The sequence below is a fragment of the Streptomyces sp. NPDC007157 genome, assembly GCF_040634235.1.
Lineage (GTDB): Bacteria > Actinomycetota > Actinomycetes > Streptomycetales > Streptomycetaceae > Streptomyces.
On sequence record NZ_JBEYFE010000002.1, the window covers coordinates 144,894 to 159,466 of the forward strand.

Consider the following 14,573-nt stretch of genomic DNA (forward strand, 5'->3'; position numbering starts at 1 on the left):
CAGAAGCACCACGGCTAATTCCATAGCGACGTCGTATGCCGCCCGAGCACCACACGGCGCTCCCCACGGGGGTCGTCCATCGGGCCCGCGCCTCCCGTGACCCCGCAGTTGGGAGGCCAGCGTCAGGGGAACGATTGCGTCCGCCAGGGTCACCGAAGCGGGCGATGCTGGAAGGAAACCGTGTGAGCCGGATTTCGGTCCGGGGATTCGCAGTGGCTTCGGCCACCGCGGTCACCGCCGTCGGAAGCGTTGTCGGTGTTGCCTCGGGCAGCGTCGCACAGCCCAATGACGCTGAGGCGACGGCAGCCGACACCACGCTCCTCGCGGACATACCCGCGGGTCAGCAGGCAACGGTGCAGACCGCGTCCCTGACGCAGCAGGCCGACGCCGTGGCCATCCAGGCCGACGCGACCGCCAAGAAGGACGCCGAGCAGGCGGCCCGGGTGGCGGCCGCCAAGGCCGCGACCGCCAAGAAGGCCGAGGCCGAGCAGGCGGCGAAGGAAGCCAAGGAGCGCGCCGAGGCGAAGAAGGCGGCCAGCCGCTCTTCTGTCACCTTCGCGGTCCAGAGCTCGTACAGCGTGGCGCAGATCCAGGCGATGGCGCAGCAGATGGTGGCCGGCGACCAGTTCCAGTGCTTCAGCAACATCGTGGACCACGAGTCCAGCTGGAACTACCGGGCGGTCAACGCCTCCTCCGGTGCCTACGGTCTCTTCCAGGCCCTGCCCGGCTCCAAGATGTCCTCCGTGGGCGCCGACTGGCAGACCAACCCGGCCACCCAGATCAAGTGGGGCCTCAACTACATGAACTCCCGGTACGGCAGCCCCTGCCAGGCCTGGTCGTTCTGGCAGGCGAACAGCTGGTACTAGAGGCCACTCGGCTTCTCTCAACCTTCGACAGCCCCTCCCCGTCCTAGGGGGAGGGGCTGTCGCCCTGTACGGTCGGAACGAACGACTCCAGGGGGGAGTGGTGAGGAGCACCCGGAGACGCGGGGGAAGAGAGCGGATCATGTCGCGAGTGCCCGAGTGGCTCGGCAGGCTCGGTGCCGGACTGAGCGAGATGAGCGAGCGGTTGGACGAACGCCGCGCCGAGGTGGAGCGCGAGCACGCCGAACCGGAGCCGCCCGCACTGCCCGCACAGGCCCCCGCTCCCGAACCGGCGACCCCCGCCGCCGCTCCCAGGCCAGTCCGGAAGCCCGCCCCGCGCCCCGACCCCGTGACGGCCATCCCCTGGGGCGTACGGGTCGCCGCCGAGGCCGGCTGGCGGCTGCTGGTGCTGGCCGGCACGGTGTGGATCCTGATGCGGGTCATCAGCGCCGTACAACTCGTGGTGTTCGCCTTCGTCATCGCGCTGCTGATCACCGCCCTGCTCCAGCCCACGGTCGCCCGGCTGTGCCGCTACGGCATGCCCCGCGGCCCCGCCACCGCGCTCACCGCCATCTCCGGCTTCGTGGTGATCGGCCTGATGGGCTGGTTCGTGACCTGGCAGGTCATGGAGAACATCGACACGCTCTCCGACCAGGTCCAGAACGGCATCGACGACCTGCGCAACTGGCTGTTGAAGAGCCCCTTCCACGTCACCGACAAACAGATCAACCAGATCGCCAAGAACCTCCGCGAGGCGATCGGCGCCAACACCGACCAGATCACCTCGTTCGGCCTGGAGGGCGTCCAGGTCGTCGTGGAGGCCCTGACCGGCATCCTGCTGGTCTTCTTCTCCACGCTCTTCCTGCTGTACGACGGTGCGCGCATCTGGCAGTGGTTCCTGAAGCTCGTGCCCGCCGCCGCCCGCGAGGGCGTGGCCGGCGCCGGCCCGCGCGCCTGGCGCACGCTCACCGCCTACGTCCGCGGCACGGTCCTGGTCGCCCTCATAGACGCCATCTTCATCGGCCTGGGCATCTACTTCCTGGACGTCCCGATGGCCGTCCCGCTCGCCGTCTTCATCTTCCTGTTCTCGTTCATCCCGCTGGTCGGCGCGGTCGCCTCGGGCGCCCTGGCGGTGGTGGTCGCGCTCGTCACCCAGGGCGTCTTCACGGCCGTCATGACCCTCGCCGTCGTCCTCGCGGTCCAGCAGATCGAGGGCCACATCCTGCAGCCCTTCATCCTCGGCCGAGCGGTCCGTGTCCACCCGCTGGCGGTGGTCCTCACGGTCGCGGCCGGCGGCCTGATCGCGGGCATCGGCGGCGCGGTGGTGGCCGTACCGCTGGTGGCGGTGACGAACACGGTCGTCAGCTATCTGCACCAGTACTCGAACGACAGATACGAGGGCGCGGAGCCCGACGACGGCGCTCACCCACACACATCAGAGCCCGACGACGGCGCTCAGCCACACACATCAGCCGGTCAGGCGTTTGAGGACGAGGCCGTTCAGCCCGAAGGAGGGTCTGGGGGCGCGGCCCCCAGGAACGCGGAAGACCCCGCCCACTGAGGGGTGAGCGGGGTCCACGGAGCGTCGGCGCCTACTCGAACTCGGCCAGCACAGCTTCGGCTTCCAGGGTGGAGCCCACCGCCTGGACCACCGAGGCGATCTTGAACGCCTCCTGGATCACCTCACGGTCGACGCCGGCCTTGCGCAGCACCTGCTCGTGCGAGTCCAGGCACAGCCCGCAGCCGTTGATCGCGGACACCGCGAACGACCACAGCTCGAAGTCGACCTTGTCGACACCGGGGTTGCCGATGACGTTCATCCGCAGGCCCGCGCGCAGCGTGCCGTACTCGTGGTCGGAGAGCAGATGGCGGGTGCGGTAGAAGACGTTGTTCATCGCCATCACCGCGGCCGCCGACTTCGCGGCCCGGTACGCCTCCGGCGTGAGGTTCGCCTTCGCCTCGGGCGCCAGCTCGCGCAGCACCATCGGGGAGCGGGAGGCGATGGCGGTCGCCAGGACCGTGCCCCACAGCTGCTGGGCCGGCAGCTCGGAGTTGCCGATGACCGAACCCAGGTTGAGCTTCAGGTCCTTGGCGTAGTCCGGGACCGCGGACTTGAGGGCGTCGAGCGACAACTCACTCACCGGCCAGCAGCGCGACCGGGTCCAGGGTGTCCTCGCCCTTGGTCCAGTTGCACGGGCAGAGCTCGTCCGTCTGGAGCGCGTCGAGGACCCGCAGGACCTCCTTGGGGTTACGGCCCACCGAGCCCGCGGTCACCATGGAGAACTGGATCTCGTTGTTCTGGTCGACGATGAAGACCGCGCGCTTGGCGAAGCCGTCCTCGCCCTCGATGCCCAGGTCGCGCATCAGCTCGTGCTTCGAGTCGGCCATCATCGGGAACGGCAGCTCGCGCAGGTCGTCGTGGTCCTTGCGCCAGGCGTGGTGGACGAACTCGGAGTCACCGGAGAAGCCGAGGACCTGCGCGTCACGGTCGGCGAACTCCTCGTTCAGCTTGCCGAACGCGGCGATCTCGGTCGGGCACACGAAGGTGAAGTCCTTGGGCCACGCGAAGACCACCTTCCAACCCTGGTAGGTCTTGTGGGTGATCGTCTCGAACTCCCGGCCCTTCTCCAGTGAGACGCAGGCGGTCAGTTCGAACTCGGGGAACTTGTCACCGACAGTGAGCACACGCTCTCCTTGCAGCGCGGAAGCACCCCGGATCGCGGGGTCGCCTCCGATGGGTTGGACGCCGCCGATCGTGGCACAAGGTGCATTGATTCCTGAAATAGCTACACTCGGTCGGGTTGATCGGAGGTGGCTATCAGTGGCTGTGGGTAACCCCATGGGAAACGGTGTCGGCGTGGGCAGCAAGCGCCGTCAACCCAGTCTCGCCCAGCTGCGCGCCTTCGCCGCCGTCGCCGAACACCTCCACTTCCGGGACGCGGCCGCCGCGATAGGCATGAGCCAGCCCGCGCTGTCGGGAGCCGTCTCGGCACTGGAGGAGACGCTCGGCGTCACGCTCCTGGAGCGCACCACCCGCAAGGTGCTGCTCTCGCCCGCCGGCGAGCGGCTCGCCGTACGCGCCCAGGCCGTGCTGGAGGAGATGCGGTCGCTGCTGGCGGAGGCGGAGGCGGTGCGGGCGCCGTTCACCGGCGCGCTGCGGCTCGGCGTCATCCCGACCGTGGCGCCGTATCTGCTGCCCACCGTGCTGCGGCTGGTCCACGACCGCTACCCGGACCTGGACCTCCAGGTCCACGAGGAGCAGACCGCCAGCCTGCTGGACGGACTGACCGCCGGACGCCTCGACCTGCTGCTGCTCGCCGTCCCCCTGGGCGTCCCGGGTGTCGTCGAACTTCCGCTGTACGACGAGGACTTCGTGCTCGTCACCCCGCTGGACCAGCCGCTCGGCGGCCGGACCGGCATTCCGCGCGAGGCTCTCAAGGAGCTGAACCTGCTGCTGCTGGACGAGGGGCACTGTCTGCGCGACCAGGCCCTGGACATCTGCCGGGAGGCGGGCCGCGGAATCAAGGGGGCGGGGCGAAGCCCCGCGGCTGAGGGCGGTGGCGGGCGGCGGGAGGGCGCGCCGGTGACCACCACGGCCGCCGGCCTGGCCACCCTCGTCCAGCTGGTGGCCGGCGGGCTCGGCTGCACCCTGCTGCCGCACACCGCCGTCAGGGTCGAGACCAGCCGCAGCGACCATCTGCTCACCGGTACCTTCGCCGAGCCCGCCCCGAGCCGCCGGATCGCCCTCGCGATGCGCGCCGGGGCAGCGCGCGGCGCCGAGTACCGGGAGCTGGCGGACGCGTTGCGCGAGGCACTGCGTCCGCTGCCCGTCCGGGTACTCGGCGCCGACTCGTAGCCCCTACTCGGTACGCAGCCCGTCCGGGCGCATCAGGCGCAGCAGCGGCGGCAGGCTCAGCACCGTGACGGCCAGCACGACCGCCGCGCCGAAGCCGGTCATCGCCAGCACGCCCGGCCAGTCCACCCGCACCGTGGAGCCGACCATCTTCAGCAGCACCGTGCCCAGCGTCAGGCCCACCACGCCGGCCAGCAGCAGTCCGAGCCCGACCGGGATCGCGGTCTGCCACAGCACCGACAGGCTCAGCGTGCGCCGCCGGGTGCCGAAGGCGACCAGCGCCGACAGCAGCTTCTTGCGCTCGCGCAGCTGCTCCAGCTGGCCGACCAGCAGGCTCGCGCCGATCAGCGCCAGCACGGCGGCTGCGCCGGCGAACAGCCCGGTGCGGATCGACTCGAACTGGCCGTCCCGCTCGATCGAGGTCAGCGTCTCCGCGTGCATCAGCGGGTCGATCCGGACCGCCGTGTTGATCACGTTCTCCGAGGCGTCGCGCACCCCGGAGTCGATGGACAGATAGACCACACCCTGTACCGCCGTGCTGGCACCGTCCGGCAGTGCACCGGGGGTGAGCAGGAAGCCGCCGCGCTTGTAGCCGGTGGGGTCCTCGCGGGTCTGTGCCTGCTTCAGCCCCGCCGGTACCGTCCAGCGGCTCGCGGCGCCCTGGTCGTCGCCGGTGTAGGAGGGGTCGAGGTAGAGGGTCCGGCCGTGCTTCTCCACGGTCGTCAGCAGCTTCGTCGTCTCGGATCCGGTGTCCGAGCCCTTCACCACGAAGGCGTCGCCGTCGTGGCAGGACGGCAGGACGGCGACCTCCCGCAGCGAGGCGCAACTTCCCATGCTCACCTCGGCGGTCTGGGTCGGGTCCTTCTTCAGGTCGCCGACCTGGCCGTCGGCGATCGAGACCACCTTCAGCACGCCCTTGGTGCCGGTCATGGCCCGGGCGACCTCGGGCACCGGGACGCCGTTCGGTACCTGGACCGACATCTGCGCGCGGGTGAGGTCGTTATTGGTCTGCTTGGTGTAGTCGGCCTCGACGCCGGCGAAGACCATCTGGAGCGCGATCGCGCCGGCCACCGCCACCGCGATCCCGTTGACCATGCGGGCCGCCGTACCACTGCTCAACTGGAGTCGCCGGACAGCAAGTTGCCAGGCCACCGCGCCCCGGCCGAGCCGTGCGACGACCGACTCGACGACCCACGGCAGCAGGGCCGTGATGCCGACCAGGAGCAGTAGGACGCCACCGGTGACCAGGTACTGGTTGAAGTCGCCGCCGCCGCGGCCCTGCCCGATCATCGGGTAGAGCGCCGCCAGGCCGGCCACCGGGAGCAGCAGCCGCCACCACAGCCGGCGCCGCCTGGGCTTCGCCGTCCGCACCACGCCGAGCGGCTCGATGACCACTCCGCGCAGGGCGAACAGGGTCACCAGCACGGCCGCCGCCGGGACGGCGACCGCCACCAGCACGGCCAGCAGCGGGGAGGGGTTGAGATAGCTCGGGAACACGCTGATGCCGAACACCTCGGTGGTGCCCGCGAACTGGCGGCCGACCAGGAAGAAGCCGACGCCGAAGACCAGGCCGAGCAGCGCGCCCGCCATCGCCTCGCCGCCCGCGATCCGCCGTACCATCCGGCCGTCGGAGCCGACCAGCCGCAGCGCGGCCAGCCGCCGGTCGCGGCGCTCGCCGCCGAAGCGGACGGCGGCCGCGACGAACACGGCGACCGGCATCAGCAGCACCACGAACACCACGAGGACCAGCAGGGTGAGGACCGGGTCGGACTCCGCGTCCGGCGACCTGGGGCTGCCGAAGTGGTCGATCCGGGCCACGTTCGGCGGGTCGATGTGGTCGGCGAGGTCGTCGGAGCCCGCGTAGTAGGCGAGTTCCTGCGAGCCGGTCAGCCCGCTCTCCGCGATGGTGGCGGTGATCCGGTACGGCAGCCGGGTGCGCAGGAGTGCGCCGTCGGGGGAGTCGAGCAGCCGCTTCAGCGCGGGCGAGACGGCCATCTCGCCGGGCGCCGGGTACGCGGTGAGCCCGGGCGGCACCGGCGCCTGCGCGCCCTCCCGCTGGATCATCCGGCCGCGGATGTCGGCGCCGCGGTAGGGGGTCTCGATGTCCGCGATGACGAACGTCTTCTCGCCGGCCTTCTTGTGGTCGAAGGTGTACGTGTAGTCCGCCCGTGCCACATCGCGCTGGTGGCGCACGGCCAGCGCGTTCGGGAGGGCCGTGGTGAGCAGCAGCAGCGCCACCCCCAGACCCACGCCGACGGCCGTCAGGATGGCCCGGAACCAGCCCTCGCGTCCGCCCCCGAAGGCGAACCGGACCCCCATGGCCAGGTCTCTGGACCACTGCCTGACGTTCATACCACCCGCTCCATGTCCCGGGACCTGCCGTCGCGTACGACGATCTCGCGGTCCGAGTAGGCGGCCACCCGGGCCTCGTGCGTGACGAGCACGACGGCCGCGTTGGTGGAGCGGGCCGCGTCCGTCAGCAGCTCCATCACGCGCTCGCCGTTGAGGGAGTCCAGCGCGCCGGTCGGCTCGTCGGCGAACAGCACCCTGGGCTCGGTGACCAGTGCCCGGGCCACCGCGACCCGCTGCCCCTGGCCGCCGGAGACCTCACCGGGCCGCTTGCGGCTCAGGTCGTCGACCTCCAGCTTCTCCATCCAGCCCAGCGCGGCCTTCTCGGCCGCCTTGCGGGAGGTGCCGTTCAGCCGCAGCGGCAGCGCCACGTTCTCCACACAGGTCAACTCGGGTACCAACTGGCCGAACTGGAAGACGAAACCGAACTCGCTGCGGCGCAGGGCGCTGCGCTCGGTGTCGTTCATGGTGGCCATCTCGCGCCCGGCGTAGACGATCGAGCCCGAGTCGGGCGGCACGATCCCGGCGAGACAGTGCAGCAGGGTCGACTTGCCCGAGCCGGACGGGCCCATCACGGCGACGACCTCGCCCGGATGTATCGAGAACCCGGCCCCGTCGAGCGCGAGCGTGGGGCCGTAGGCCTTGCGCAGCCCCTCGGCCGCGAGCAGCGAACCAGCGGGAGCGGTCACTTGGTCACCTCCGTGCGGAGCTTGTCGAGGCGGGCGGCGGTCAGTTCCAGCCACCGCAGGTCCGCCTCCAGGTGGAACAGGGCGTGGTCGCAGACGAGCTGGTCCGCGAGGTCGCCCCGGCGCTTGCGGTCGGTGAGGATCCGCATGCTGCGCAGATGCTCGGAGCGCTGGCTGTCGAGGATGTCGCCGGCGTCGCGGTGGGTCAGCAGGGCGAGCACGACCTTGGTGTACAGGGTCGACTGGAGGTACTCCTCCGGCTTCTCCGGAGTGGCCAGCCACTTCGCGACGTCGGTGACGCCGGCGTCGGTGATGGCATACCGCTTGCGCTCGGGGCCGCCGCCGGCCTCGATGCCGTCGACTTCCACGAGCCCGTTCTTCAGCAGGCGCGACATCGTCGAGTAGACCTGGCCGTAGTGCAGCGGCCGGTCGTGACCGAACTTCTCGTCGAAGGCCCGCTTCAGGTCGTAGCCGTGGCGCGGGCCGGACTCCAGGAGCCCCAGGAGGGTGTGACCGATGGACATGGCAGCACTGTACACACGGTGTATACGCCCTATGTATACGCACGGTGTGTAGATCATGGCGGGGTGTGCGAACGCGCACGTGGGAGCCGATTGTCACGGTTGTGCGACAGCGCGATGTCACTGCGCGCGAGCCTGCCTCGTCCTCGCTCCGGAGTCTGTTCATCAGCTCGGGAAGGTGATGGCCGTGCGGGTCTTCGTGGCGGGTGGCAGTGGTGTGCTGGGACGGCGGCTGGTGCCGCAACTGGTGGCGCGGGGGCATCGGGTGACGGCCACCACGACCAGCGCGGCCCGGCTGGATCTGCTGAGGCGATTGGGGGCCGAGGGCGTGGTGATGGACGGCCTCGACGCGCTGTCGGTCGGGGCGGCGGTGGCCGCGGCCCGCCCGGAGGTGATCGTGCACCAACTGACCGCGATCTCCATGGCGCACGCGGGCAAGCCCGACATCAAGCATCCGGACCGCTGGTTCGCCCTCACCAACCGGCTGCGCACCGAGGGCACGGACCACCTGCTGGCCGCCGCCGAAGCGGCCGGCGTCGGCCATGTCGTCGCGCAGAGCCACGCCAGCTGGAACGGCATCCGCGAGGGCGGCTGGGTGAAGACGGAGGAGGACCCGCTGGACCTGATGGCCGGGACGCCGGCGCACCAGGGCATGCTGGCGCTGCGCCACCTGGAGGAGGCGGTCCTCGAAGCGGGCGGCGCGGCCCTGCGGTACGGCGCCTTCTACGGTCCCGGTGCCATCGACGACCAGGTGACCATGGTCCGCAAGCGCCAGTACCCCCTGGTCGGCCGTGCCGACGGGCACAGCAGCTGGATCCACCTCGACGACGCGGCGAGCGCCACCGTACTGGCGGTCGAGCGGAAGGCGCGGGGCGTGTTCAACATCGTCGACGACGAGCCGGCGCCGGCCGCCGAGTGGCTCCCGTACCTCGCCGAGTGCGCCGGGGCGAAGCGGCCGCTGAGGGTGCCGGTCTGGCTGGCCCGGCTGCTGGCCGGCGAACAGGCGGTGGTGATCATGACCGAGGGGCGCGGCTTCTCCAACGCCAAGGCCAGGCGGGAGCTGGGCTGGGAGCCGCGGTACCCGTCCTGGCGACAGGGCTTCAAGGCAGAGCTGGCATAAGCCCGCCCGAGGAACCCGAGGAGCCGTGGCGCCTCTTCGGGCGAGTCCGTCACCGGTACAACGTCCCGGTGCGACCCGCGCCTGGAACTCGACGGCCGGCTTCTCGGTGATGTCCTCGGCGCTGCCGCGCAGCGAGTGCCCGTCCTCGTCGTGGGCGTCGTACGGGTGCCCGTCCTCGTCGTGGGCGTCGTACGGGTGCAACTGATAACACTTTGTCGGTCAGAGGCAACCCTCTGCCCTTTCCGCTCGTCGGTTCCGTTGGGGCGGGGTGCTGATTGTCACGTCCGTAAAGGCCGGATCGTCTGCTCTTTGTCATAGAGAGCGGTGTTAGCTTTCTGAGCTGACCTGAGCCACGTACTTGTGTGACACCCGTACACACGTGTGACAGCCGAGACGAAGCGGAGCGGACGGACTCATGGGACGAGCGGAAGAGAGAAAAGCGCGACAGCGCGGTGGCCGCCGTGCCGCGCCCGGGCACCGCTCGTCGCCCGAGACCACGCACGAGACAGCCGCGTCCCCGGCCGGTACCGCGACGGCGGTCCAGACGGCGCCGGCCGAGGGCGGCACCCGCGCGGAGCGCCGCAAGGCCGCCGCAGGCAAGGGGAAGCCGGGCAAGGGGAAGCCGGCCAAGGGCGGCAAATCCGCGAAGGGCCGGATACGCCGGCTGTTCACCTGGAAGAAGATGCTCGGCGCCTTCTTCACCGTCTGTCTGCTCGGCATCGGCGCCTTCGTCATGCTGTACGTGATGGTGACCGTTCCCGAGGGCAACGCGCTCGCGCAGACGCAGAGCAACGTCTACAAGTACAGCGACGGCTCGGTCCTGGCCCGCAAGGGCACCGTCAACCGCGAGATCGTGGACCTCTCCAAGGTTCCGAAGGAGGTCCAGCACACCTTCGTCGCGGCGGAGAACAAGACCTTCTACACCGACTCGGGCATCGACCTGAAGGGCATGGCCCGCGGCCTCTACAACACGGCGCGGGGCCGCGGCACCCAGGGCGGATCGACCATCACCCAGCAGTACGTCAAGAACTACTACCTCGACCAGGACCAGACCGTCACGCGCAAGCTGAAGGAACTGGTCATCTCGCTGAAGGTGGACCGCGAGAAGTCGAAGGACGAAATCCTCGCGGGCTACATCAACACCAGTTACTACGGCCGCGGCGCCTACGGCATCCAGGCCGCCGCCCAGGCCTACTACCGCGTCGACGCCGAGGACCTCAACGTCCAGCAGGGCGCCTATCTGGCCGCGCTGCTCCAGGCACCCAGCCAGTACGACTGGGCGGTGGCGGGCCCCATCGGCAAGAAGCTGGTGCAGGAGCGCTGGAACTACGTCCTGAACAACATGGTCGGCCAGGGCTGGCTGGACAAGTCCGAACGTGACGGCCTGAAGTTCCCGATCCCCAAGCCGCCGAAGGCCGCCTCCGGTCTGGAGGGCCAGAAGGGCTATCTGGTCGAACTGGCCAACACCCAGCTGGAGAACCAGCTGATGAAGAGCCAGGGCCTCACCCGCTCCGAGGCGGAGTCCCAGGTCGTGGACCAGGGCTGGACGATCACCCTGAACATCAACCCGAAGAAGCAGGCCAAGCTGGAGGCGGCCGTCAAGGGCCAGCTCACCAGCAAGCTCGACGGCAAGAAGCGCAAGGTCGACAAGAACGTCCAGGCCGGCGCCGTCTCCGTCGACCCCAAGACCGGCAAGATCCTCGCCCTCTACGGCGGCGTGGACTACTACAAGCACTACACCGACAACGCCACCCGGGCCGACTACCAGCCGGCCTCCACCTTCAAGCCGATCATCCTCGCCGCCGCGCTGGACCAGGACTCCAAGACGCAGGACGGCAAGGACATCAACGCCAACACGATCTACGACGGCACCAGCGGCCGCCCGGTCAAGGGCAGCGACATCGCCTTCTCGCCGCCGAACGAGGACGACGCCGACTACGGCGACATCACCGTGCAGACGGCGATGAACAAGTCCGTCAACTCGGTGTTCGCGCAGATGGGTGTGGACGTCGGCATGAAGAACGTGATGAAGGTCGCCGACGACCTCGGCCTGGACACCACCGACCTGCCGGCGGTGCCCGCGCAGACCCTGGGCAGCATGGGCGCGAGCCCGCTGGAGATGGCCGGGGTGTACGCCACCCTCGACAACCACGGCCAGAAGGTCACCCCGACCATCCTCGCGTCGGCGGAGAAGACCGGCCGCAGGGTCGCCCCGCCGAACCCGATCGGCGAGCAGGTGATCAGCAAGAGCGCGGCCGACCAGGTGACCTCCGTCCTGACCGGTGTGGTCGACGACGGTACGGCGAAGGCGTCGGTGGCCCAGAACCCGCTGCGCAAGGGCCAGCAGGTGGCCGGCAAGACGGGTACCTCCGACAACAACAAGTCGGCCTGGTTCACGGGCTTCACGCCCGACCTGGTGACCTCGGTCGGACTGTTCGGCGAGGATGCCAAGAGCCACAACCAGGTCTCGCTGACCGGCGCCACAGGCCTGATCCCCGGCACCGGCCGCATCAACGGTGGCGGTTACCCGGCGCAGATCTGGGCGACGTACACCTTCGGGGTCACGAAGAAGCAGAAGTTCGAACTCGACACCGACCTGGGCGCGGCCGTCCAGCCCTCGGAGACCCCGTCGAAGTCCGCGACGCCGTCCGAGACTCCGTCGCAGACCCCGAGCCAGACGCCGACCAAGTCCGCGCCGCCGTCCCAGACCCCGTCGCAGACGCCGAGTCAGACTCCGACGACTTCCGCGCCGCCGTCCCAGACTCCGTCCCAGACGCCGAGCCAGACTCCGACGGGAGGCATCACGGACAACCCGCTGGACCCGGCGGACGACTTCCAGTAGTCATCCGGGTGCGGGTGCCGGTGCGTCGTGGCCGGTCGCGCAGTTCCCCGCGCCCCTGAGGGGCGCTACGGCTGACGCCCCTGAAAGGGGCGGGGAACTGCGCGACGAGCCCCCACCGGGCCCGCGGCAACTCACCGGTCCCTGGCCCTACGGGCCTATCGGTTGAGCTCGAACCAGACGACCTTCCCGGTGCTCAGCCGGGTCGCTCCCCACCGTCTGGCCAGTCTGTTGACGAGGTACAGCCCCCGGCCGCCCTCGTCCGTCGCCCGCGCCTGCCGCAGCCGCGGCAACTGCGGCACGTCGTCGCCGACTTCGCACCGCAGCACGTCGGTCCGCAGCAACCGCAGTGTCACCGGCCGTGACGCGTACCGCACCGCGTTCGTCACGACCTCGCTGACCAACAGCTCGACGGAGTCGGACAGCTCCTCGAGTCCCCAGCGCGCGAGCGCCCGCCGGGCCAGCCGCCGGGCCCGCCCCGGCGCCGCGTCCTCCGGCTCCAGGAACCAGTACGCCACATCGCTCGGCGCGATCCCGTCGAACCGGGCCGCGAGCAGCGCGATGTCGTCGTCGCGGTCACCGGGCCCGAGCATGTCGAGCACCTCGTCGCACAGCGCCTCGAGGGGCGGCGGATGATCCGGCCCGGTCAGCTGCGCGGTCGCGGCGAGCTTCTCCCGCAGCTGCTCTATCCCGGTCCACACGTCCCGCAGCCGGGATTCCACCAGCCCGTCGGTGTACAGCAGCAGCGTCGCCCCGGCGGGCGCGTCCAGTTCGACCGCCTCGAAGTCGACGCCGCCGACCCCGATCGGCGCCCCCGGCGGCACCCGCAGCACCTCGGCCCGTCCGCCCAGGTGCAGCAGCACCGGCGGCGGATGGCCCGCGTTGGCGATGGTGATGCGGTGCGCCACCGGGTCGTACACCGCGTACAGGCAGGTCGCCATCCGGTCGCTGCCCAGCCGCTGTGCCTGCTCGTCCAGATGGTGCAGGACCTCCTGCGGCGGCAGGTCGAGTCCGGCCAGCGTCTGCGCGGTGGTGCGCAGTTGCCCCATGATGGCGGCCGAGGTCATCGAGTGCCCCATGACATCGCCCACGACAAGCGCCACCCGGCTGCCCGGCAGCGGGATCGCGTCGTACCAGTCACCACCGACCCGCGCGGTCTCCGCGGCCGGCAGATAGCGCGAGGCCAGCCGTACGCCCGTGGCGCTCGGCAGGTGCTCCGGCAGCATGGTCCGCTGCAACTCGTCGGCGATGTAGGCCTCCCGGCCGTACAGCACCGCCTTGTCGATGCCGAGCGCGGTGTGCGTGGCCAGCTGGGCGGCGACCAGCAGGTCGTCCGTCTCGAAGGCGAGCCGCTCCGGGCGGCGCAGGAACAGGGCCGCGCCGATCACCCGGCGCCGACCGCGCAGCGGCGCGAGGATCGCGTGCTGTCCGCCGGGTACGAGGGACTCAGCGCCCTCGCCGAGGAGTTCGGGCAGCGCGGAACGGGCGGCGGGGGAATCGGCGAAAACCGGTCGTACGCCCCGCAGTACCTCGTTGAGGGCGCCGCCCGGCCGTACCTCGCACAGTTCCGCGGTGAGCGCGGACAGACCGATGTCGGCCGGTTCCGGCTCCGGGACGGGCAGCGGCGGGAAGCCGTCGGTGTCCCGCTCCTCCGGGATCCGGTCGGTACGGCGCAGCCGCAGCACCACCGGGCCGACCGGTCGCTCGTCGCCCACCGGCAGCGGGTCGCGCAGATAGACCAGGATCGCGTCCGAGAAGGTCGGCACGGTCGCCCGGCACAGCCCCATCACGATCTCGTCCAGGTCGATGCCCCGGGCGATCCGGCGGGTCGCGGCGCCCACGAAGCGCAGCCGGTCGCCGTCCCGGCGCATCGGCATCGGCCGGCCGGGCGGCACCCCGCGTCCGGTACGGCGCTCCTGGGCGCCCGCGCCCGCCACCCGCTCCTGCTCGGCGCCGGGCTGCGGCGGAATGCCCTCGGCGGGGCGCGGCCGGTGTGGATCGGGCTCAGCGCTGGTGGGCTGGGCGTGCTCGGGGCCGTTGACGGAGTGCTCCTTGGACGTGCTGGTACCGGGGCCGGAGGGCGTCTCGCCCGCGCGGGCCTGCGCCGGTAAGGCGGTGGCGCCGAGCGGACGGGGCGGTGCCTGCGGCTGCGGCGGCGGTTGCGGGGTACGCAGGAGCGCCCCGCGGGCCTCCGCGGGGTCGACGCCTGGCTGCGGGCGTTCGTAGGAGGTGGGCTGCTCCGTCACGCGTGTCGAATCCGTCCGTCCGGGGCTGCGCGCCGGGCGCGCAGGTGGTCCCGCCGAAACTCCGATACCCGGATTACGTGTCCCAGGAACGGAATT

Annotated in this window: 11 protein-coding genes; 5 read left to right on the forward strand and 6 right to left on the reverse strand. The window is 70.7% G+C overall.

Features of this window, described 5'->3' with window-relative positions; genetic code table 11:
- The first annotated feature begins 182 nt into the window (after positions 1-182).
- Together ABZ642_RS03600 and ABZ642_RS03605 are read left to right on the forward strand one after the other, a co-directional pair.
- Complete coding sequence (locus ABZ642_RS03600) at positions 183-866, forward strand: transglycosylase SLT domain-containing protein (RefSeq protein WP_360476461.1); 684 nt, start codon at positions 183-185, stop codon at positions 864-866.
- A gap of 139 nt (positions 867-1,005) precedes the next feature.
- Complete coding sequence (locus ABZ642_RS03605) at positions 1,006-2,424, forward strand: AI-2E family transporter (protein ID WP_360476464.1); 1,419 nt, start codon at positions 1,006-1,008, stop codon at positions 2,422-2,424.
- A 31-nt stretch (positions 2,425-2,455) separates the two neighbouring features.
- On the opposite strand, the gene ABZ642_RS03610 is transcribed toward ABZ642_RS03605, so the two are convergent.
- Positions 2,456-2,995 carry an alkyl hydroperoxide reductase gene (locus tag ABZ642_RS03610; protein ID WP_360477578.1) on the reverse strand — a complete coding sequence of 180 codons (540 nt, stop codon included), beginning with the start codon at positions 2,993-2,995 and terminating at the stop codon, positions 2,456-2,458.
- A 1-nt stretch (position 2,996) separates the two neighbouring features.
- Positions 2,997-3,548, reverse strand: a complete 552-nt coding sequence (locus ABZ642_RS03615; protein ID WP_360476468.1) for a peroxiredoxin — start codon at positions 3,546-3,548, stop codon at positions 2,997-2,999.
- Between the two features lie 154 nt (positions 3,549-3,702).
- Between ABZ642_RS03615 and ABZ642_RS03620 the strand changes: the two genes are divergently transcribed.
- Positions 3,703-4,719, forward strand: coding sequence for a LysR substrate-binding domain-containing protein (locus tag ABZ642_RS03620; protein ID WP_360476471.1), 1,017 nt, complete (start codon positions 3,703-3,705; stop codon positions 4,717-4,719).
- Positions 4,720-4,722: 3 nt separating this feature from the next.
- On the opposite strand, the gene ABZ642_RS03625 is transcribed toward ABZ642_RS03620, so the two are convergent.
- Genes ABZ642_RS03625 through ABZ642_RS03635 form a run of 3 tightly spaced genes read right to left on the reverse strand, consistent with a single transcriptional unit; the run spans position 4,723 to position 8,275 of the window.
- On the reverse strand, positions 4,723-7,068 hold the full coding sequence (locus ABZ642_RS03625; protein WP_360476473.1) for an FtsX-like permease family protein: 2,346 nt from the start codon (positions 7,066-7,068) through the stop codon (positions 4,723-4,725).
- Positions 7,065-7,754 (reverse strand): ABC transporter ATP-binding protein, encoded by a 690-nt coding sequence (locus ABZ642_RS03630; protein ID WP_360476476.1) that lies wholly within the window; start codon positions 7,752-7,754, stop codon positions 7,065-7,067. Before ABZ642_RS03630 ends, ABZ642_RS03625 begins: the two co-directional genes overlap by 4 nt.
- Positions 7,751-8,275 (reverse strand): PadR family transcriptional regulator, encoded by a 525-nt coding sequence (locus tag ABZ642_RS03635; protein WP_360476479.1) that lies wholly within the window; start codon positions 8,273-8,275, stop codon positions 7,751-7,753. Before ABZ642_RS03635 ends, ABZ642_RS03630 begins: the two co-directional genes overlap by 4 nt.
- 178 nt (positions 8,276-8,453) lie before the next feature.
- Here ABZ642_RS03635 and ABZ642_RS03640 point away from each other — a divergent pair, with 178 nt between their 5' ends.
- The gene (locus ABZ642_RS03640) at positions 8,454-9,392 is read left to right on the forward strand and encodes an NAD(P)-dependent oxidoreductase (RefSeq protein ID WP_360476481.1); all 939 of its coding nucleotides are present in this window, start codon (positions 8,454-8,456) and stop codon (positions 9,390-9,392) included.
- A 415-nt stretch (positions 9,393-9,807) separates the two neighbouring features.
- Positions 9,808-12,234, forward strand: a complete 2,427-nt coding sequence (locus ABZ642_RS03645; RefSeq protein ID WP_360476482.1) for a transglycosylase domain-containing protein — start codon at positions 9,808-9,810, stop codon at positions 12,232-12,234.
- A 155-nt stretch (positions 12,235-12,389) separates the two neighbouring features.
- Here the strand turns inward: ABZ642_RS03645 and ABZ642_RS03650 are convergent, their stop codons facing one another.
- Positions 12,390-14,477 carry a SpoIIE family protein phosphatase gene (locus ABZ642_RS03650; protein WP_360476484.1) on the reverse strand — a complete coding sequence of 696 codons (2,088 nt, stop codon included), beginning with the start codon at positions 14,475-14,477 and terminating at the stop codon, positions 12,390-12,392.
- Positions 14,478-14,573 lie beyond the last annotated feature (96 nt).

Bases quoted from the DNA above. Each gene is read 5' to 3' on its own strand.
- ABZ642_RS03605 (WP_360476464.1), top strand. From the start codon at position 1,006: ATGTCGCGAGTGCCCGAGTGGCTCGGCAGGCTCGGTGCCGGACTGAGC.
- ABZ642_RS03620 (WP_360476471.1), top strand. From the start codon at position 3,703: ATGGGAAACGGTGTCGGCGTGGGCAGCAAGCGCCGTCAACCCAGTCTC.
- ABZ642_RS03625 (WP_360476473.1), bottom strand. From the start codon at position 7,068: ATGAACGTCAGGCAGTGGTCCAGAGACCTGGCCATGGGGGTCCGGTTC.
- ABZ642_RS03635 (WP_360476479.1), bottom strand. From the start codon at position 8,275: ATGTCCATCGGTCACACCCTCCTGGGGCTCCTGGAGTCCGGCCCGCGC.
- ABZ642_RS03640 (WP_360476481.1), top strand. From the start codon at position 8,454: ATGGCCGTGCGGGTCTTCGTGGCGGGTGGCAGTGGTGTGCTGGGACGG.
- ABZ642_RS03645 (WP_360476482.1), top strand. From the start codon at position 9,808: ATGGGACGAGCGGAAGAGAGAAAAGCGCGACAGCGCGGTGGCCGCCGT.